We start from the raw sequence: 19,593 nt of genomic DNA on the forward strand, positions 1-19,593 counted from the left end.
GCCGTTCGACTTGCATGTGTAAGGCATGCCGCCAGCGTTCAATCTGAGCCAGGATCAAACTCTTCAGTTCAAACCTGTTACTGTTTTCGGGCTCTCTCGAACCCGGTCGCTCACTCAACGTACTGACGATGATTGATCCGTCTTTCGACAGACAAACCTTCCTCTAATACTGTGTGAGGCTTCTGATACTTCTGCCTGACAGCAGATTCCGGAGAATCCGCCGCCGCATTCCGCATCAAGCGCCCACACTTATCGACTGTTAGTTTTTAAAGATCGGTCCGCCAAACCCGCCGCGCCTGAACCACCACTACCCGGCACTGCTTCGTTTGCGTCGCTGCGTCTGCAGCAGAGAAACGAGATTATGGAGAGCGGTCGACAACACGTCAATACCCTTCTGCGAATTTATTTTGGGAGCAAAGACTGCCATCTCCATCGCATTGCCGCCAGCCCTAAAAAAGAGTCAACTCTGGCCAGACCAAAAATCAGCGGAAATAGTTAGTCATCCGATTCAACCCCGCCGAAGTCCTGATACCGACAAAACAAAGTAGTCCGAGCACGGCTCGAACTCACCACCGCTCCCCAAACTAAAGTTCTACCCTTCCCCGCCGTCAATCAGATCATCCCGCCACTTAAATGAGCTGCCGACTATGGACAATCTCGTCGACGCACACGTCGAGGACACCCAGCCCGCCGCGGCATCCCCGATGCTCGAGCCTGATACGGTGCCGGTAGGCACGCCGCTCCCATGGCCGATCGTCGATGCCGACGGCACGCTGCTCTTCGCAAGCGCGACGACGCTCGCGACCACCGACGAGCGCGCCTTTCTGTTTCAACACTTCCGCCCGCAACGCGGCGACCTGTTCGACCTCGGCGCACAACAACCGCCGGCGCCAACCGCCCAGCCTGACCACGCCGGTGAGTTGACGCTGAAGGACATGCACCTCGAGATCGGCGCATTGATCGGCATGCGTTCGCAACTCGGCAGCGGCGCGCCGATGCAACCTTGCGGCATCATCGGTTTCGCGCCGAATCATGCGCTGTTCGTCACGCCGCCGGTGCTGCAGGGCCAACCGCTGCCGCTCACGCCCGGCGAGAACGTCGAGGTCGTCGCGATCGCGAGTCAGGCCGTGTTCCGTTTCGTCTGCACGGTCGAAGCGGTCTGCCGCGTGCCGTTCGACTATGCCGTGTTGTCGAGGCCCGGTATGGTCCGCCGGCTCCGTGAGCGCAAATCGATCCGCGTCCATGCGCACCTGCCCGTGCGGTTTGGCATCGGCGGGAGCGGTGACACTTACGAAGGCCTTGGACTCGCCAAGGGCATCAGCGCGCTCGGCATGTCGTTGAGTGCGTCATGGACACTGGGCGAAGTCGGCGAGCGGCTGCGCATCGCGTTCCGGCTGAAGTCGGCCGAATACGATTCACAGATCGAGACGACGGCGGTGATCCGCAACGTTCAGAAGGGCAAAACGCCTGGCGAGCCGTCCCTGCATGGGCTAGAACTGGATCAACTCGATTCCGTTCAACAGATGGCGATGAAGGTGTTCGTGTTCGATCGTCAGGAGGATGTGCAGCACTGGTCCAACGGACTGAAATAAGCGGTACGGCCAGAAAAGCAACGCGCGTGCGGACACAACAGCGTCCACCTCGCTGCGCACACATCGATCAGCCGAGCAACTCTTCCGGCGTCAACCGCCGCGCCCCCCAGGCATGGGCGAGCACCTCGCAACGACCGAGCCGTATCGCACCATGCTCGAAATCGACGAACACGACTTCATCGACGTCGGCCGGCCGCGCGGGTTCGTCGCTCGTGCGGCCGTCGGTCAGAATCCATAACCAGCGCTGCTGGGCCGGCCGTCGCCGCGCGCAGCGTTCGAGCAGTTGCGCGGCGCTGCGCACGCCCGACGCGAGCGGCGAACCGCCGCCTCCGCCCACGGGCGCGAGCCATCGCTCGTTCCACCAGCGCGGCACGGCGGGGCCGAAGCGCACATCCGCTCCCGCACCGCCGAAGCAGATCAGCGCAGCCTCGGCGCGCATCGCACTCGCACGGTCGAACAAGGCAGTCAGTAGACCCTTCGCCAACGCGAGGCGTTGGCCCGCCAGCATCGACCCGGAGCAATCGAGCACGAAGCAATGCAGCACACCGCCACGCGGCACTTCCCCTACGAAGCGCAGATGCTCACGACGCAGCGTGTGCTCGCGCATCGCGGCGAGCGTCGGTGGCCATGCAATGCGCCTGCCCGGTTCGCCGCGCGACGTGTCGCGCGAATCCGCCCCCACGCCTTGTCGCCATCGAAAACCGCTGCGCGAGTCAGCGGCGGCGCCTTTCCGATGGCTCAGCGTTTTTTTGCGTCGAGCGCAATGACGCCTTTGACAGGCAAAGCCGCGGCCGGCTCGGGCGGCAGGTAGCCCCACTCGGAGTCGGCGGAAGGTGTCGTGGATCCAGCCGTATCGCCAGACGCACCCGCAGCGACGTCCCGAGTCGGCGCCTCGCTTTCTGGCCGGCGCTGATTCGCATGTTGCGAATCATGCTGACGCCGCCGATGAAGCAGCACCGGATCGGCAACGCGCTCCACATGCCGCACCGTCACCGCACCTGCCCGTTCGAATGCGGCCAGCGCGCGCGCCGCGCGCAGCATCACGAGGTCGGCGCGCAAACCGTCGACGGCCGCGTCGATGCATAGCGCGCTCACGCGCGCATGGACGGCGTCATCGAACGACAGCAGCGGCAGCGCCGCGCGCGCCGAGCGAATTCGCTGCACGTATGAAGCCTGCTGCTCCGCGTGAACGGTACGAAACCCAGCGGGATCGAGATCGAACGCGAACCGCGCTTTGACGATCGCCTGCCGCACCTGCGGCTCGAACGCGTTCTGCAACTCCACCATCAGACCGAAGCGGTCGATCAATTGCGGCCGCAACTCGCCCTCTTCGGGATTCATCGTGCCGATCAGCACGAAGCTCGCGTCATGACTATGCGACACGCCATCGCGTTCGACGGTATTCACGCCGCTCGCCGCCGCATCGAGCAACGCATCGACGAGCGCATCGGGCAGCAGATTGACTTCGTCGACGTACAGCACGCCGCGATGCGCCTTCGCGAGCAGCCCCGGCGAGAAGCGCACGGAGCCGTCGCGCAACACGCTTTCGATATCGAGCGTGCCGATCAGACGATCCTCGCTCGCGCCAAGCGGCAGATTCACGAGCTCTCCCTCCGGCAGCAGTTCGGCAAGCGCGCGCGCGGCAGTCGACTTCGCAGTGCCGCGCGGTCCGCTGATCAATACGCCGCCCAAGCCCGGGTCGATCGCCGCGAGCACCAGCGCCTGCTGCAACGAGGCCTGGCCGATCAGCGCCGCAAACGGAAAAACGGGCCGCGCCGCCGTACCCGATACACAGGCGGAGCAACCTGGGTCGTCCGCTCCTCGCATCGCTCCATTCATGTTTGTCTTCCTTCGATCTGCTGTTCGCTCGCAAGCAGATGCGTTTCCACCTGCGCGCGATAGCCACCCGGCTGCTGCCAGAGCCCCCGCTGCATCGCCTCGAGCAAACGCTCGCAGATCGAATGCAGCGCATGCGGATTGTGCCGTTGCATGAACGCGCGCGTATCGGCGTCATTCAGATAAGCATCGGCGACGAGCGCGTATTGATGATCCGCGATCACGCGCGCGGTCGCGTCGTAGCCATACAGATAATCGACGGTCGCGGCGATCTCGGCCGCGCCCTTGTAGCCGTGGCGCTTCACGCCGTCGAGCCATTTCGGATTGACCACGCGCGAGCGGATCACGCGCGCGATCTCCTCCTGCAACGTCCGCACGCGCGGCGCGGCCGGATTGCTGTGATCCGCGTGATAGACGCGCGGCTGCTGACCTGCCAGATGCCGCACCGCCGCGACCATGCCGCCCTGAAACTGGTAGTAGTCATTCGAATCGAGCACGTCGTGCTCGCGGTTGTCCTGGTTCTGCAGCACGAGGTCCATCGCTGCGAGGCGCGTGCCAAACGCTTGATGCGCTTCCTCGCCCGCGCTCTTCTGCGCGTACGCATATCCGCCCCACGCCTGATAGGCGTTCGCGAGATCGGCGTCGGTCTGCCATTGGCGCGAGTCGATCATCTGCTGCAGACCCGCGCCGTACGTGCCCGGCCGCGCGCTGAACACGCGCCAGCCGGCGCGCTTGCGCGCTTCGACCGGGTCCATGCCGCGCGCGATCAACGCATCGCGTTCGCGCTGCACGCGCGCGCGAATCGGATTCAGCTCCGCGGGCTCGTCGAGTTCGGCAACCGCTTGCACGGCCGCATCGAACAGATGCATCACGTTCGCGAACGCATCGCGAAAGAATCCGGATACGCGCAACGTGACGTCGATACGCGGCCGATCGAACGCGTCGCTCGGCATGATCTCGAAGTCCGTCACACGGTGGCTGCCCGGCGCCCATTTCGGCCGCACGCCGAGCAGCGCGAGCGCCTGCGCGATATCGTCGCCGCCGGTGCGCATCGTCGCGGTGCCCCAGACCGACAGGCCGATCGCGCGGGGATAATCGCCGTGCTCCTGCAGATGCCGCTCGATCAGTTGCTGCGCCGATTTCAGGCCGAGCGCCCACGCGGCTTGCGTCGGCACCGCGCGCGTGTCGACCGAATAGAAGTTGCGGCCGGTGGGCAGCACGTCGGGCCGACCGCGCGACGGCGAACCGCTCGGACCTGGCGGCACGAAACGTCCTTCGAGGCCGCGTTTCAGCTGCGTCATTTCCTGCGGGCCGCAGGCATCGAGACGCGGCAGCACGTCGTCGCGCAGGCGTGCGATCACCTGTGCCGCTTGCGGCAGACTTTCGTCGGCTACGGGGACGGCCTGCGAACGATCCGCGTCATCGCAATCGACACCGCAGACGCCGCGCAACAGCACGCCCGCGAGCAATTCCAACCGCTCGCGCGTATCGCCGTAATGTCGCCACGGCGCATCGCTGACCCGCTGCAATACCTCGGGTCGCGGGCCGTCCCATGCGGCGGCCCAATCCACCGTCAACGGGTCGAACCGATGATCGATGCGCAGATCGCGCGCCAGCGCGTCGACGAGCCCCGCCTTGCCGCCCTGCCCATCGCCGACCGGAAAGCGCCCGAGCGCGAGCAGCGTGTCGCGCCGCTGCACGCCGCGCGGCGACTGCCCGAACGTATGCAGGCCATCGCGAATCTGCGCTTCCTTCAGCTCGCACAGCCACGCATCGACGCGTGTGAGCAGCGCGTCTTCATCGTCCTGTCGGTTCGGCGCCGCGAGACTCAGCTCTTCGTGCAGCCGATGCTCGACGATCGTCGTCAGAATCGTGCGACGCAAGAGCTTCGCGCGACGCGAATCGACCATCAATGCTTCGTAGTATTCGTCGACCTGGCGTTCGAGGTCCTGCAGCGGCCCATAGTTTTCGGCGCGTGTAAGCGGTGGCATCAGATGATCGATGATCACCGCCTGCGCGCGCCGTTTCGCCTGGCTGCCCTCGCCCGGATCGTTGACGATGAACGGATATAGATGCGGCATCGGTCCGAGAATCAGATCGGGCCAGCACGCGTCGCTCAAGGCGACGCTTTTGCCCGGCAGCCATTCCAGGTTGCCGTGCTTGCCGACGTGCACGACCGCGTCGATGCCGAACTGATGGCGCAGCCAGAAATAGAACGCGAGGTATGCGTGCGGCGGTACGAGCTCCGCATCGTGATAGCTCGCGTAGTCGCCGTGCTCGCGAGAACGCGCAGGCTGAATGCCGACGAACACCTGGCCGCAGCGCCAGCCGGCGATCATGAAGCGGCCGCGCCGCAGCGTGGGGTCCTGCTCGGGCTTGCCCCAGCGAGCGTTCAACGCGTCGCGCGCGCTCGCCGGCAACGCGTTGAAATGCGCGAGATAGTCGTCGAGTGCGAGGCTTTGCAGGGCCGGACGCAGATCGCGTACGACCGGATCGTTGGTCACGCCTTCGGTCAGCCTGTTCAACAACGCGTCGCCGTTTTCGGGTAATTCGCCGACACGATAATCTTCATCGCGCAGCATCGACAGAATGCCGACCACCGACGCCGGCGTATCGAGCCCGACGCCATTGCCGATGCGCCCTTCGCTCATCGGATAGTTGGCGAGAATCAACGCGACTTTCTTGTCGGCGTTATCGAGCGAACGCAAACGGCACCAGCGCCGGCTCAGTTCGGCGAGAAAGCGCACCCGTTCGAGGTCGGGCTGATAGCGGACCACGTCGACCTGCGTATGCGCACAGCGATACGCGAGCCCCTTGAAGCTGATCGCGCGCGTGATGATGCGCCCGTCCACTTCGGGCAGCGCGATATGCATCGCGATGTCGCGCGAATTGAGGCCGTGGTTGTCCTTCAGCCAGTCTTCGCGATTACCGCCGCTCAGGATTACCTGGAACACCGGCGCGTCGCCGGCGAGCGCGAGCGGCTCCGGGTCGTCGATCGCGGAAGCGGCGAACGCGGTCGTGTTCAGCACGAGCGCGACACCATGTTGCGCGCACAGCGACTGCACGACATCGCGGCTCACCGCATCCTTCAGCGACGTGATCGCGAGCGGCAGCGGATTGAGCCCTTGCGCTTCGAGCGCGTCGATCAGCGCATCGAACACCGCGGTATTGGCGGCCTGCAGATGCGCCTTGTAGAACAGAATCGCGACGACCGGCGCGTCTTGCCGCCAACGCGCCTGCCAGTCGGCGACGATGGGGGTATCGCGCTCCGGGTGATACAACGACGCGGCCGGCAACGCGCGGGGCGGATCGGGTTCGCGCCCCCAGTCGAGCGCGCGATACGCGATGCAGCGCAAAAACGCCTCGGCGTTCTGCGGACCGCCCTCGCGCAGATAGCGCCACAGCTGCTGACACAACTCGGCGCTCGCGGTGCTGCGCGCGAGCAGGTTCGGGTCTTCCTGCAGATCGCCGGAAAACATCGCGAGTGTTTGCTGTTTGCGCTGCGCGAGCGCGACCACCTGCTCGATGCCGTACGGCCAATACGTTTCGCCGCCGAGATGATCGACGACGACCACGCGCGCATGCTGCAACACGTCGTCCAGATAGAAATCGACCGAGGCAGGCTGACGCAGATACGTGACGTTCGCGAGCCGCACGCTCGGGAAGCCGTCGCCGAGACGCGGCACCACGCTCGCGAGCAGCGACAGCGTGGTGTCGGCGGAACTGAGCACGACGATCTCGGCGGGCTGCTGATCGATGCGGATCACGCCCTGCGTATCGTCGACGAAGCCGCCCGGCGTCGTGCGCAGCAGATGCATGCTGGTGCGCCCGTTTATGCCGTCGCGTTCGACGTCGCGCCGAGCGCCGCGTCGAACGCCTGTTGCAGCGCGTGTTGGTCGAGGTCTGCGCCGATCAGCACGAAGCGGCTCAACGCGCCGTCGCCATTTTCACCCGCTTGCCAGCGCCGGTCGAAGTAGCTGTCGAAGCGCCGGCCCACGCCCTGGATCACGAGACGCATCGCCGCGCCCTGCAGTGCCGCGAAGCCTTTGACACGGTAAATCGTGTGGGTTTCGACGAGCGCCAGCAAGGCGGCGAGCGCCGCGTCGCGCGACGGTACGGATGCCTGCACGACGACCGAATCGAATTCATCGTGGTGGTGATCGGGGTCGTCCGCGGAACCGTGGTGGTCATGACGCAGGTGGATCGTCTCTTCCGACGCCGCTTCGAGGCCCAGCAGCGTATGCAGGTCGAGCCGCCCCTGCTGCGCTCGCACGATCTTCACCTGCGGCGGAATCTCCGCGCGGATCGCGGCTTCGACCTCGTGCTGCCGCGACTCGTCGATCAGATCGGTCTTGTTCAGAATCACCAGATCGGCCGCCGACAACTGGTCTTCGAACAGCTCGTGCAGCGGCGACTCGTGATCGAGATTCGGATCGGCCTTGCGCTGCGCATCGACGGCGAGCGGGTTATCGGCGAACTGGCCGCTCGCGGCGGCCGGGCCGTCCACCACCGTCACCACCGCGTCGACCGTGAAGCCATTGCGGATCTGCGGCCAGTTGAACGCCTGCACGAGCGGCTTCGGCAACGCCAGGCCCGACGTTTCGATCAGCACGTGATCGAGTTCATCGCGGCGCTCCGCGAGCTTTTCCATCACCGGGAAAAATTCTTCCTGCACGGTGCAGCACAAACAACCGTTCGCGAGTTCATACAATTGCCCTTCGGTCTCGACGCCGTTTTCATCGCAACCGATGCCGCAGCCCTTGAGGATTTCGCCGTCGATGCCGAGCTCGCCGAACTCGTTGACGATCACCGCGATGCGCTTGCCGCCCGCATGCTGAAGAATGTGCCGCAGCAGCGTGGTTTTGCCGCTGCCGAGAAAGCCCGTGACGATCGTGACGGGGATCTTGCGCAATTGAGTTTGCATCGTGAGGTCCATCCCTTGGCGTTGATCGGTATGCCGGAAAGTCCGCGCGAGGGTCCGCATCGGCTGGCGAATGGAGCGAATGAAGCACGCGCAGCACTACCAGCGATCACCAGACACGGGGACGAACGACGGCATGGCCGCGACAACGGAAATACAGAAAGCGGAACTGAGGTCATGAACGCGCCGCCGCATCCCCGCGGCGGTCGTTCTGCTTCTTTGGGCCGGTATCCGGGCTGGCGAAAGCGCCGCTTCCCCTTCCCGGCCGAGTGGTTTCTCGTCCAGTGGTGAAATGTCCACGCGACCTTACGCGAGGACATCGAAGCCGGCACTGCGGTGCCCGGCTATCAAGCCGGAACCGCTTTTCGCTTACCGTTGCGGGGACAGCACAGGTTAGCCGCTCCAGAGCAGATGGCTCCCTGTTTCCCGTTTAACTGCATGCGCACGAGCGCGCACGCGAGCACCCAAAGTGCGTGCGAGTGTAGGCCCGGGGACTTGCGCAGTCAAGCAACGCACCGAGCCGGAAAGCGCCGCCGAGGCTTATCCGGCAAGGCGCCATGTGCTATCGTATGCGCGCGTTTGGTGCCCGCACATGCGCTCGCGTGTGCAGTTAAACGGGAAACAGGCAGCGCCTCGCGCGTTCAACCTGTGCTGTCCCCGCAACGGTAAGCGACCTGCGGCGCGCGATTCGATTCGCCTTCGATTCCGACGTGCCGCGCATGCGTTTTTGATGCCACTGTCCCGCGAATCCACAAACCGGGACGGGAAGGCGAAGCGCATGAGGCCGCCAGCCCGGATACCGGCCAGACGCGGAGGCGGTGCCGCATTGCATCCGTGCATCACGTGGCGCCGCCGGCCGCCGGAATCCGCGGGGAACGGATGTGAAGGCGTAGCAGCGCGGCATCGCGCGTGCCCGGATTCGCAGTTGCGCATGACCTCTATATTCACCGCCGCGTGTGCTGTCGCACGCCGCTTCTCTTCTTCCATCACCGCATGGCGCGCGCCATGCACGCCGCGATGACGCGCGCCTGGCTGATCGGCGCCGGTCCCGGCGACGTCGAACTGATCACGCTGAAGGCCACCCGCGCGCTCGCGCAGGCCGATGTCGTGCTCGTCGACGATCTGGTGAATCCCGACGTGCTGCAGTTCGCGCGCACCGACGCGCAAGTCGTGTACGTCGGCAAACGCGGCGGCCATCCGTCGACGCCGCAAGCCGACATCGTCGCGCAAATGCTCGGGCATCTGCGCGCGGGGCGCAGCGTCGCGCGGCTCAAGGGCGGCGATCCGTTCGTGTTCGGCCGCGGCGGCGAAGAGTTGCAGGCGCTACGGGCCGCGGGTATCGAAGTCGACGTGATCAACGGCATCACGGCCGGCATCGCGGCGCCCGCGGCGCTCGGTATCGCGGTCACGCATCGTGATCACGCGCAGGGCGTCGTGTTCGTCACCGGCCACGGCGCCGGCAGTGGCGAACCGGACTGGGCCGCGCTCGCCGCGACGCGCATGACGCTGGTGATCTACATGGGCATGCGCCGGCTCGGCGAGATCGCCCGCGCATTGCTCGCTGCCGGCATGTCCGCCGACACGCCGTGCGCGGCGATCGAGTCGGCGACGCGGCCTGAGCAGCGTCATGTGCTCGCGCCGCTTCGCGAGTTCGCCGAGGCGGTGGCGCGCGCGGGGCTCGGCTCGCCGGCGATCGTCGTGATCGGCGGTGTGGCGTCGCTCGCACTGGCGCGTGATGCGGCCAAACGCGAGGCCGGCGTTGCTCACGAACTGGCAGCGAGCGCGACACGACACGGATTCGGACGCGCGATCAAAACGCTGAGCGTCGGCATCGGTTGCCGCTTGCGCAGCGAAGCCGCTGATATCGAAGCCGCCGTCCGCGCAGCGCTCCGATCGAATGCCTTCGAGCAGATCCGCGCGATCGCGACGATCGACACCAAAGCCAACGAAGCCGGCCTGCTCGAATTCTGCTCGCGCCATCAGCTGCCGCTGCAACTGTTCAGCCGCGAGCAGATCGCCGCGGTAACGGTCGCGTCGCCGTCGGCGGCGGCACACGCGCATCTCGGCGTCGATGGTGTGTGCGAGCCGTGCGCGCTGCTGGCGGCAACGGCGCCGGACTCCTCCACAACCGCGCAAAACGTGCGTCTGATCGTACGCAAGACCGCGCACGCCGGCATCACGGTGGCGATCGCAGCGGCGAACGACGCTGCCCTTAGCGACACGCCCCCATCCCATCCCGCCCCTCAAAACCAGGACCCTCGATGAAAACCGATCCGGAATCACATCAACGCATGACCGAACGCCGCCGCGAAGGCCACGAAAAGAAGCAGGCTGGCGCGACCGTCGAAAAAGGCCTGCTGATCGTCAACACCGGCACCGGCAAGGGCAAGAGCACGGCCGCGTTCGGCATGGCCGTGCGGGTGCTCGGCCACGGCATGCGGCTCGGCGTCGTGCAGTTCATCAAAGGCGCGCTGCATACGTCGGAGCGCGATTTCCTCGGCGCGATCGCGCAATGCGATTTCGTCACGATGGGCGACGGCTACACGTGGAACACGCAGAACCGCGAGGCCGACATGGCGACCGCGCGCAAGGGCTGGAACGAAGCGCGGCGGATGATCGAAAGCGGCGACTATCAGATGGTGATCCTCGATGAGCTGAACACCGTGCTGAAGTACGAATACCTGCCGCTCGACGAAGTGCTCGCGGTGATCAACGCGCGTGCGCCGATGTTGCACGTCGTCGTGACCGGACGCCATGCGCCGGACGCGCTGATCGAAGCCGCCGACCTCGTCACCGAAATGCGCGCGATCAAGCATCCGTATCGCGAGCAAGGTGTGAAGGCGCAGCGCGGCGTGGAGTTCTGAGCGATGTCGGCGTCCCCCAACGGGGCTTCGTCCGCGGCGTCCCCCCAGGGGACTTCCTTCGGGGCGTCCCCCCAGGGGACTTGCTCCGCGGCGTGCCCCACGCTGTTCATTAGCGCGCCCGCGTCGGGACAAGGCAAAACCACGATCACCGCCGGTCTCGCGCGCTATCACCGGCGGCTCGGACGTCGCGTGCGCGTGTTCAAGACCGGACCGGATTTTCTCGATCCGATGATCCTCGCGCGCGCGAGCGGCGCGCCGGTGCTGTCGCTCGATCTGTGGATGGTCGGCGAAAGCGCATGCCGCAACCTGCTCGCGCGGGCGGCGCAAGAAGCCGATCTGATCCTGATCGAAGGCGTGATGGGCCTGTTCGACGGCACGCCGAGCAGCGCCGATCTGGCGACCACGTTCGGCGTGCCGGTGCTCGCGGTGATTTCCGCGCAGGCGATGGCGCAGACCTTCGGCGCGCTCGCATTCGGCCTTGCGCGCTTCAGGCCGCAACTGCCGTTCCACGGCGTGCTCGCGAATCGCGTCGGCTCCGCCCGGCATGCGCAGATGCTGCAGGAAGCGCTGCCGCCCGGGCTGCGCTGGTGCGGCCACCTCGCCGCGAGCGACGAGATCACGCTGCCCGACCGCCACCTCGGCCTACACCAGGCCGATGAAATCGACGATCTCGAAGCGCGCCTCGAACGCGCGGCGGATACGCTCGCGTCGACCACGCTCGCCGAACTGCCGCCGCCGGTCGATTTCGGCGTGCCCTCGCCCGAAGTGCTGCAGCGTCTGCTCGAAGGCAAGCACATCGCGATCGCGCGCGACGCCGCGTTCTCGTTCATCTATCCGGCCAACGTCGCGCTGCTCGAAGCGCTCGGCGCGCGGCTCAGCTATTTCTCGCCGCTTGCCGACGAAGCGTTGCCCGCCGGCACGCACGCGCTCTATCTGCCGGGCGGCTATCCCGAGTTGCATATGGCGACGCTCGCGGGCAACGTGAACAGCGCCGCATCGATCCGCGCGCACGTCGAGGCGGACAAACCGCTGGTCGCCGAGTGCGGCGGCATGCTCTATCTGCTCGACACGCTGACCGACGCGCAAGGCACTAACACGCCGATGCTGGGCCTGCTACCCGGTCACGCGACGATGCAAACGCGCTTCACGTCGCTCGGCATGCAGCAGATCGATGGCGTCCACGGCACGCTGACCGGCCACACGTTCCACTACTCGAAGCTCGCGACGCCGCTCGCGCCGCAGCGCTTCGCCACGCGCGCGCACAGCGACGCGCGCGGCGAAGCGGTGTTCCGGGTGGGCCCGATTGTGGCAACCTATATGCACGCTTACTGGCCCTCCAACCCGGCTTTCACGGCCGCCCTCTTTCATGGCGAAACCTTTTGACGACTCCGAGCGCGATGCGGTCTATCGCGCGATTTACGAACGCCGCGACATGCGCCACTTCGTGCCCGATCCGGTCGATCCGGCGGTGCTGCGGCGTCTGCTCGACGCGGCGCATCACGCGCCGAGCGTCGGCTACATGCAGCCGTGGCGGATCGTGCGCATCACCGACGCGGCGCTGCGCACGGGCTTGCGCGACATCGTCGAGCGCGAACGGCTCGCCACCGCCGATGCGCTCGGCAAGCGCCGCGACGAGTTCATGAAGCTGAAGGTGGAAGGCATGCGCGAATGCGCGGAGCTGCTGGTGATCGCGTTGATGGACGGGCGCGAGCGACACGTCTTCGGCCGTCGCACGCTGCCGGAGATGGATCTCGCGTCGGTCGCGTGCGCGATCCAGAACATGTGGCTCGCCGCGCGCGCGGAAGGACTCGGGCTTGGTTGGGTGTCGCTATTCGATGTCGACGCGGTGCACCAGCTACTGGGGATGCCGGAAGGCGCTCGGCCGGTCGCGATTCTGTGCCTCGGCCACGTCGCTGCGTTCTATAGCGAGCCAATGCTCGAAACGGAGCGCTGGGCGAGCCGTCTGCCGCTCGCCGATTGCGTGTTCGAAAACCGCTGGCCGCGAGACGAGCCGGCGCAGGAATAACTGATACTCGCGGCCCCGGCGATCCGAGGCTGTGTTTTAACGCTGCAGCGGCTCCATCGAGTCGACGTTCGGCACACCGCTCGTCTTGTCGATGCTGAGCTTCACACGCCAGTCGGCCGGCGCATCGAACGGCAGCTTCGCGAGCGCGGTTTTCACGAGCAACGGCAGTGCATGCAGCGGGTCCGCATCGCGATCCATGAACACCGCGCCGACCTTGTAGCGCTCGGCGCCGCTCGCGTAGTCGAAAAAGCGCAGCGTCAGCGCGTGCTGATACTTGCGCCCAAACAGCAGCGCGCCTGGACCGTCGCTGCCCGCGCCGCAATCGGCGGGCGCGCAATCCTCACCGCCGATGCCGATCGACGCCGGCCGCGTGCTATACGCCATCGACAGCCGATAATGCGCGGGCTTGCCCGCCGTATCGACGAACCCGTGTTTCGCCAACTCGTCGCGCAACAGCTTTTCGACTTGCGGATGGTCGACGCTGTCGTCCTGCGGCTGCGTGCGCGCGAGCGAATAGGTCTGCTCGCCTTGCAGCGCAACGGCGCGGTCGGCGCCGTTAGCCGATACGGTGTGCACGTCGGCGCTTAGGCCCGCGCAAGCGGTGAGGCTCGCCGCGGCGAGCGCGGCACAGAGGTGAGCGATCTTTGCCATTTTTTGTTTTCTCTCTAGTACATCGAATACATCAAAGGCGCATCAGACGCGCGGTGCGATCGATTCGTCGAGGGGCGCGTCGTCGAGCGCGGGCAGCCAGATCGTGAAGGCCGTCCCCTCGCCGGGCGCGCTGACGACTTCGACGCTGCCGCCGTGGCGCGTGACGACGGTTTTGACGAACGCCATGCCGAGTCCCGCGCCGCCCACTTCCGGCCGCTCCGCCTCGTGAAAACGGCGAAAGCGCTCGAACAATCCCGCTTGCTGCTCCTCAGGAATGCCATAGCCCTGGTCGCGGATCGTGCACGACACGCGCGGCGCCTCGCTGCCCGCGCGCTTTGCCGCCGGCTGGCCAGTGAAGCTGCACACGATGCGCGTGTCGGGCGGACTGTACTTGACCGCGTTGTTCAGGATATTGACGAGCGCGCGTGTCATCAGCGAGCGGTCGGCGCAGATCCAGGGATCGTCGTCGGCGTCGTCGCCGGATTCCGTATGCAGCGCGATGCGCTTCGCGTGCGCCTGCGGCCAGACCTCGTCGCTCGCATCGATGACGAGTTCGGTCAGACTCAGCGGCTCGAGCACATAGGCCTGCGATTCGGCGCGCGCCAGTTGCACGAAGTCGTCGGCAAGCGTGAGCGCGCGTTGCGCGTAGCGTTCGATGCGCTCCAGCACGCTGCGCGCGAGCGCAGGCTCGGTCCGCGCGCGCTCGATCTCGACCAGCGCAATGATCGACGCCTGCGGCGAGCGCATGTCGTGCGACAGCAGCCGCAGCGCGTCTTCGCGCTGACGCTCGGCCGCATGGAGCGCCGATACGTCGACGAGACCGGCGATCCAGCCGGTCGTCTCGCCCTGCGCGTTGGTGCAGGTCGCATAGCGCAGCAGATGGTCGCGCTCGTTCGCGTCGCGCACCTCGACGCCCTGCGCCATCAGCGCCGCGAACTCGCCGCGCGTCGGATCGAGCAGCGCCGGCCAGTGCGCGTGCGCGGACAGATTGCGCTCGTTGTCCGTGGCCGCGCCGGTGTCGATCGTCTTCACGAGCGTGAGGCCGCCGAGCACGCTCTGCATCGGCCGGCCTTCGGGCATCGGCGCGCCTAGCCGAGCGAAATGCGCTTTCGCCGCATGATTCGCGATCAGCACGACGCCGGCCACGTCGCTGACGAGAATCGGCTCCGGCACGCTATCGAGGCTGTCCCACACGAAGCGCTTCATGTCCTGCACCCGTTGCGCGGCCTGCGCCATCAGCGCCATGTGCTGCGCGAGCACGTCGCCGCCGAATTCGCGGCGGCGCTTCGGCGTCTCGGGCAGCAGATGCGGCTCGTCGGCGAGACGTTGCAGTTCGCCGCGCAGATACGCCATCGTCATTTCGAGGCGTCGCCAGTTCCAGATCGGATAGACGATCACGACGCCGAGGATCGCCGGCACCGGCGAGATCCACAGCCTGCCGCCGTACAGCAGCAGCGCGCTGCCGGTCGCGGCGAGCAGCACCAGCGCGCCGGTCAGCAACAACGAGCGGCGCGGCGACAGCACGAGGAAGCCGGCGAGCAGCGCGGCGAGCGGCCCGAGCGCCGCCGCGAACACGACCCACAGCGCGACCGGCTGGATCTCACGGCCGCTCAGCAGCGTATCGAGCACGTTCGCGTGGATGTAAACGCCGGGCAGCGGACCGAGCTCGCCCGATACCGGTGTCGCGAAGCGGTCGTACAGACCCGACGCCGTCACGCCGATCACGACGATGCGCCCGCGCAACTGATCGGCCGGCACCTTGCCGGCGAGCACGTCGGCGAAACTGAGCTTTGGGTAGTTCGCGGCGTTCGGGCCGAACGGAATCAGGAAGCGCTCTTCGCCGCCGTCGTCGCTGCCCCGCGCGGGCTCGTTCGAGGGGCGCGGCGGCAGGCCGCCGCGCAGATGCAGCTTGCCGTGTTCGACCGCGTCGGCGACGAGCACCGTCAGTTGCGGCCAGCGCGAGCGCTCGTCGCCCTGGAAGCGCGCGACGCTGCGCACGATGCCATCGCTGTCCACTTCGAAATTGATGTGACCGAGCCCGGCAGCAGCCTGCGCGAGCGGCGCGACGGGTTCATCGACGGTGCGCTTGCCGCTGGCATTGGGCGGCGTCAGCAGCACCGGCAGATAGGTCGGGCTCAGCGCAATTGCGTGGGCGAGCTGGGCGTCGTCGACATTGGGCTCGGTGAACAGTACGTCGTAGATCACCGCGGCAGGTCTGGCCCCGGCGATCTGCTCGAGCAGCCGCGCGTGCACGCTGCGCGGCCACGGCCAGCGGCCGAGTGCGTCGATGCTCGCGTTGTCGATCTCGACGACGACGATGTCGGACAGCAGCGGCTGCTCGTGCAGCTTCAGAAACTGGTCGTACACCAGCAGATCGATGCCGGCGCCGACGCGCCCGAACGACGTCAGCAGGATCACCACGAGACCGAGACAGCCAACGCTGACCCACTCGATCAGAAAGCGCCGGCCCGCCCGCCGTCCGAGACGGGCGCGCGGATCGAGGCTCATTCGCGTAGAAGTGGCGGGCACGGGACGATGTAGTCGGGAACGGGAGGACGGACCGGCCAGCAGGCCGGCCCCGAGAATCTACCAGCGTCAGCGCGCAAGCGTAAAGGAGCGGACCGGACTGCTCTTTTCGTAGAAGCGGCCGTTGTCGAACTGCTCGGCGACGATCGTCCAGTAGTAGACGCCCGGAGGCAGATCGCTGATCACGAGTTCGCCGCCCGGCAGATCGGGGCGATCGATTACCGGATGGCTCAGTTCGGCCGTGTTCGCGAGCAGGAAGCGGAAACGGGTCGGCACGTTGCTGCGGCTGACGAACCAGCGGAACTCGTAGTCGCGGCTACCCGCGCGCTGCGCGGCCGAAGCGTCCAGCCCCAGCTGGCGGCGCTCGAACGCGTACACGTTCGGCAGGCCGTCGAGACCGTTGCTATCGGTCGACGCGACGCGCACGAAGTACGTGCCGTCGGGCAGATCGCCGAAGTCGGCGTGCGGCTCGCTCACTCGCAGGTCTCGCACCAGGTCCAGTTGATCGGCGTCGTGCGAAATCTGCAGCCGATAGCCGACCGCGTGCTCGGCCGGGTTGACGTCGAACGCGACGCTCTTGCCGTCCTGCACGCGCGCCGGCCGCGCGAGCGCGGGTGCGGGCAACAGCTGGACCGGACTGCCGACCGCGCCGCCCGAGTGCGTGACGTTGCCGAAGCTTGCCTCGACCAGCTGCTCGGACGCCTGCAACGGCCTGCCTGGCGCCGGCGCGGCGCTCTGGCCACGCTGCATGGCCGGATCGACGCCGACCGCGCCGTCGAGCACCGCCACCGCGGTGGTTTGCGTGTCGCCGTCGTAATCGACGCGGAAACGCGTGCCGCGCACCCCGGCGACCACCGAAGGCGAACGGATCTGGAAGCGATCATCGCGTCGCTTCGCATGCGTGACCTGGCTCTCGACCTCGCCGGCGCGCAGCTCAAAGACGCGATCGACGACGCCGGTCAGCGTGACGTGCCGCAGTCTCTCGATGTTGAGTTCGCCGTTCTGCGCGACCGTCACGTATGAGCCGCCGGGCAGCTCGAGCGTCGCGAACCCGTTGGCGCCGGTGCGCAAGCGATCGCCTTCGGCCAGCGTTTCACCGGTTTTCAGCGGCAGATAGGGGCTCGAGTCGAACGCGTGCTCGACCGGACCGCTGGTCGCGACCACGCGAGCCGTGTCCCGGTCCTGGCGCAGCCTTCGGGACGGCAAACGCAGCACGATGCCGGCCGCCATGCGGCGCGGCGCGGGCACGTGATTGAGGCTGCTCAACAGCGCCCAGTCGGTCGGATCGGCCATGTAGCGGGCGGCGATGTCATACAGCGTGTCGCCCTCGTGCGTCGTGTACGAAGCGTAGACCGGCGACGCCTTCGCTCCGGTCTTGCCGCGCGCGGGCTGCGCGTGCGCGAGCGCGCTCCAGCCGGTCGCGCCCGTTGCAATCAGACAGGCCGCGGCAAGCCACGCGGCGGCGCGGCGGCCGGGCATGGCGGCGCTGCCCGATGCCGCCCCATCCACGCAGACCGTCACGCTTCCCCCGCTTCTTCAGTGGGTTCGTCGTCGGCGGCCGGTGGTGTGCCGGTTTCGATCCGCTCGAGGCGGTAGCCATAGCCGTAGATCGGCGTGAGCCGATAACCGTGCTCGGGGCGCAGACCGAGCTTGCTGCGCAACATCGACACATGAGTGTCCATCGTGCGCGACGGGATGTCCGTGGCCTGCTTCCAGATCACGTCGAGAATGTGTGCGCGCGACAACGGCCGGCTCATATGCTGGAACAGCAGCAGCGCGAGTTCGAACTCTTTCTGCGTGACGGAGACCGGGGTGCCGCGGACCACGACGTGCTTGACGCTCAGGTCGAACTCGAAGTCGCCGAATACTTCCCTCGTTGCCGGCGGCTTCAGGTAATACGCGCGCCGCAGCAGCGAGCCAACCCGCGCGAGCAGCACGGCGCCCGACACGGGCTTGACGAGATAGTCGTCGGCACCGGTATTCAGAATCGAAGTGATGTCGGTTTCGCGGGCGCGGCTCGTCATGAACAGCACCGGCAGGCGCTCGGACAGGCTTTCGCGCACCCAGCGAAGCACTTCTTCGCCGGACATGTCGGGAACGTTCCAGTCGAGCACGAGCAGATCGAACGTCTGACGACGCAACTGGCGCACGAGTTCGCGCCCTGCGCCATACGCGTGACAGACGTGTCCAGCGGCGGACAGCGTTTGACATACAAGGTCGGCCTGAGCCGAATCATCATCGAGGACTGCAATTCTCATAACACCCCACAACGCAACAGCGCCTTCATGGCTGACGGCCGGTATACCGGCTGACGACCGGGATGACGGCGCAGCACCGCCGATCCGGCTTCCCAAAAAATTCCGGCTGTTACTTTCTGATTAATGGTCCCTCGCCGTACCCCGCCATGACGCTGCTTTCATGAAGCGGAAATCAGCGCATAAATGTAATTTCCATAGCGATTATGCAGGGCAGATCATGATAATCGAAAACCTTCTTTCTTCCCGTTTGCCGTGTACCGGCAATCCGTCGCGAAAAACCCTAATCAGAAAAGGCTGACGCGCTTTTCAGGTTTTTCTGGTCTGCCACCACTAGCCGGCGCCGGAAGGAAGTGACACTGCGGACGGAAGATCCTTGCTGGAGCGGCTTTTTGACCACGCTCGCTTATCGGCTTTAAGATTCCCTTCAGGTACTCTTATTTAACAATTGCGTGTTCAGTATAAGAATAATCTCAAAAGAAATCGTTTAAACATTGTTAGATTTTGTCCCGGTCGAGTTGTCATTCGAGGCAGTCGGCTTGGTCGGGCGAGCGACTCAAAGCCCTCGTTTTGCATGAGGCATTCGACTGCTTCACATTGTTGGCCGACGCGATGACGCGCCGCGAGACGGCCCGTCAGCGGGTGATGCGCAGCGTTAGGGCCGCCGGCAAAAAAAATGCGGCGCTGCCCCTGTCGAAGCAACGCCGCCACAAACACTACACACGCTCGCCGGGGTCTAACCGCACGAGTAACGTCACGTTAGCCCGCGGAAAAGCCGTGCTCAAGATGAAAGAACTTCCTTTGTAACCGTTGGCGAAGTAGTTATTACGCGCCGCACCAGCGCGCGCGACGCGCAAGTCCTACACAGCGCGACTTCGAAATTGGTATGAGTTGAAGGCTCCGTCGACGGCAATTTACATAC

Annotated in this window: 13 protein-coding genes, 1 rRNA gene, 1 pseudogene and 2 riboswitches; of the genes and pseudogenes, 6 read left to right on the forward strand and 9 right to left on the reverse strand. The window is 66.0% G+C overall.

Annotated features, from left to right (window positions below; translation table 11 throughout):
* Positions 1 to 70, reverse strand: a 16S ribosomal RNA gene (locus HDG33_RS23055); the annotation flags it as partial.
* Positions 71 to 647: 577 nt separating this feature from the next.
* On the opposite strand from HDG33_RS23055, the gene HDG33_RS23060 reads away from it, so the two are divergent.
* Positions 648 to 1,592: a flagellar brake protein gene (locus HDG33_RS23060; RefSeq protein ID WP_184033832.1), complete on the forward strand. Its 945-nt coding sequence runs from the start codon at positions 648 to 650 to the stop codon at positions 1,590 to 1,592.
* Between the two features lie 67 nt (positions 1,593 to 1,659).
* Here HDG33_RS23060 and HDG33_RS23065 read toward each other — a convergent pair whose 3' ends face one another.
* From HDG33_RS23065 to cobW, 4 genes are read right to left on the reverse strand one after another with little or no spacing between them, the layout of a single operon-like run.
* Positions 1,660 to 2,274, reverse strand: a complete 615-nt coding sequence (locus HDG33_RS23065) for a VWA domain-containing protein (RefSeq protein ID WP_184033835.1) — start codon at positions 2,272 to 2,274, stop codon at positions 1,660 to 1,662.
* Positions 2,275 to 2,330: 56 nt separating this feature from the next.
* Positions 2,331 to 3,431, reverse strand: coding sequence for an ATP-binding protein (locus HDG33_RS23070; RefSeq protein WP_184033851.1), 1,101 nt, complete (start codon positions 3,429 to 3,431; stop codon positions 2,331 to 2,333).
* A complete protein-coding gene (gene cobN / locus HDG33_RS23075; RefSeq protein WP_184033855.1) occupies positions 3,428 to 7,246 on the reverse strand; it encodes a cobaltochelatase subunit CobN in 3,819 nt (1,272 codons plus the stop codon). Before cobN ends, HDG33_RS23070 begins: the two co-directional genes overlap by 4 nt.
* Before the next feature lie 14 nt (positions 7,247 to 7,260).
* A complete protein-coding gene (cobW, locus tag HDG33_RS23080) occupies positions 7,261 to 8,352 on the reverse strand; it encodes a cobalamin biosynthesis protein CobW (protein WP_311548373.1) in 1,092 nt (363 codons plus the stop codon).
* Between the two features lie 201 nt (positions 8,353 to 8,553).
* A riboswitch (cobalamin riboswitch) is annotated at positions 8,554 to 8,832 on the reverse strand.
* 80 nt (positions 8,833 to 8,912) lie between these two features.
* Positions 8,913 to 9,172: riboswitch (cobalamin riboswitch) on the forward strand.
* A gap of 194 nt (positions 9,173 to 9,366) precedes the next feature.
* On the opposite strand from cobW, the pseudogene cobA reads away from it, so the two are divergent.
* The 5 genes and pseudogenes from cobA to bluB form a co-directional block, all read left to right on the forward strand.
* A pseudogene (gene cobA / locus HDG33_RS38090) lies at positions 9,367 to 10,092 on the forward strand (uroporphyrinogen-III C-methyltransferase); the annotation flags it as partial.
* An 87-nt stretch (positions 10,093 to 10,179) separates the two neighbouring features.
* Entirely contained in the window at positions 10,180 to 10,614 is a 435-nt protein-coding gene (locus HDG33_RS38095; protein WP_311548377.1) for a cobalamin biosynthesis protein, read from the forward strand.
* Positions 10,611 to 11,213, forward strand: a complete 603-nt coding sequence (gene cobO / locus HDG33_RS23090; RefSeq protein ID WP_090805916.1) for a cob(I)yrinic acid a,c-diamide adenosyltransferase — start codon at positions 10,611 to 10,613, stop codon at positions 11,211 to 11,213. The genes HDG33_RS38095 and cobO overlap by 4 nt, the downstream gene beginning before the upstream one ends.
* A 3-nt stretch (positions 11,214 to 11,216) precedes the next feature.
* Positions 11,217 to 12,596 carry a cobyrinate a,c-diamide synthase gene (locus HDG33_RS23095; protein WP_260330569.1) on the forward strand — a complete coding sequence of 460 codons (1,380 nt, stop codon included), beginning with the start codon at positions 11,217 to 11,219 and terminating at the stop codon, positions 12,594 to 12,596.
* Positions 12,580 to 13,239: a 5,6-dimethylbenzimidazole synthase gene (bluB, locus tag HDG33_RS23100; RefSeq protein WP_184033878.1), complete on the forward strand. Its 660-nt coding sequence runs from the start codon at positions 12,580 to 12,582 to the stop codon at positions 13,237 to 13,239. Before HDG33_RS23095 ends, bluB begins: the two co-directional genes overlap by 17 nt.
* 36 nt (positions 13,240 to 13,275) lie before the next feature.
* Here the strand turns inward: bluB and HDG33_RS23105 are convergent, their stop codons facing one another.
* The 4 genes from HDG33_RS23105 to HDG33_RS23120 form a co-directional block, all read right to left on the reverse strand.
* Positions 13,276 to 13,890, reverse strand: a complete 615-nt coding sequence (locus HDG33_RS23105) for a DUF4136 domain-containing protein (RefSeq protein ID WP_184033881.1) — start codon at positions 13,888 to 13,890, stop codon at positions 13,276 to 13,278.
* A 42-nt stretch (positions 13,891 to 13,932) separates the two neighbouring features.
* Complete coding sequence (locus tag HDG33_RS23110; protein WP_184033885.1) at positions 13,933 to 16,419, reverse strand: CHASE2 domain-containing protein; 2,487 nt, start codon at positions 16,417 to 16,419, stop codon at positions 13,933 to 13,935.
* Positions 16,420 to 16,485: 66 nt separating this feature from the next.
* A complete protein-coding gene (locus HDG33_RS23115) occupies positions 16,486 to 17,937 on the reverse strand; it encodes a FecR domain-containing protein (RefSeq protein ID WP_184033888.1) in 1,452 nt (483 codons plus the stop codon).
* Complete coding sequence (locus HDG33_RS23120; RefSeq protein ID WP_184033891.1) at positions 17,934 to 18,674, reverse strand: response regulator transcription factor; 741 nt, start codon at positions 18,672 to 18,674, stop codon at positions 17,934 to 17,936. Before HDG33_RS23120 ends, HDG33_RS23115 begins: the two co-directional genes overlap by 4 nt.
* Positions 18,675 to 19,593: the final 919 nt, after the last annotated feature.

It is taken from the genome of Paraburkholderia sp. Cpub6 (assembly GCF_014201065.1).
Classification (GTDB): Bacteria; Pseudomonadota; Gammaproteobacteria; order Burkholderiales; family Burkholderiaceae; genus Paraburkholderia; species Paraburkholderia tuberum.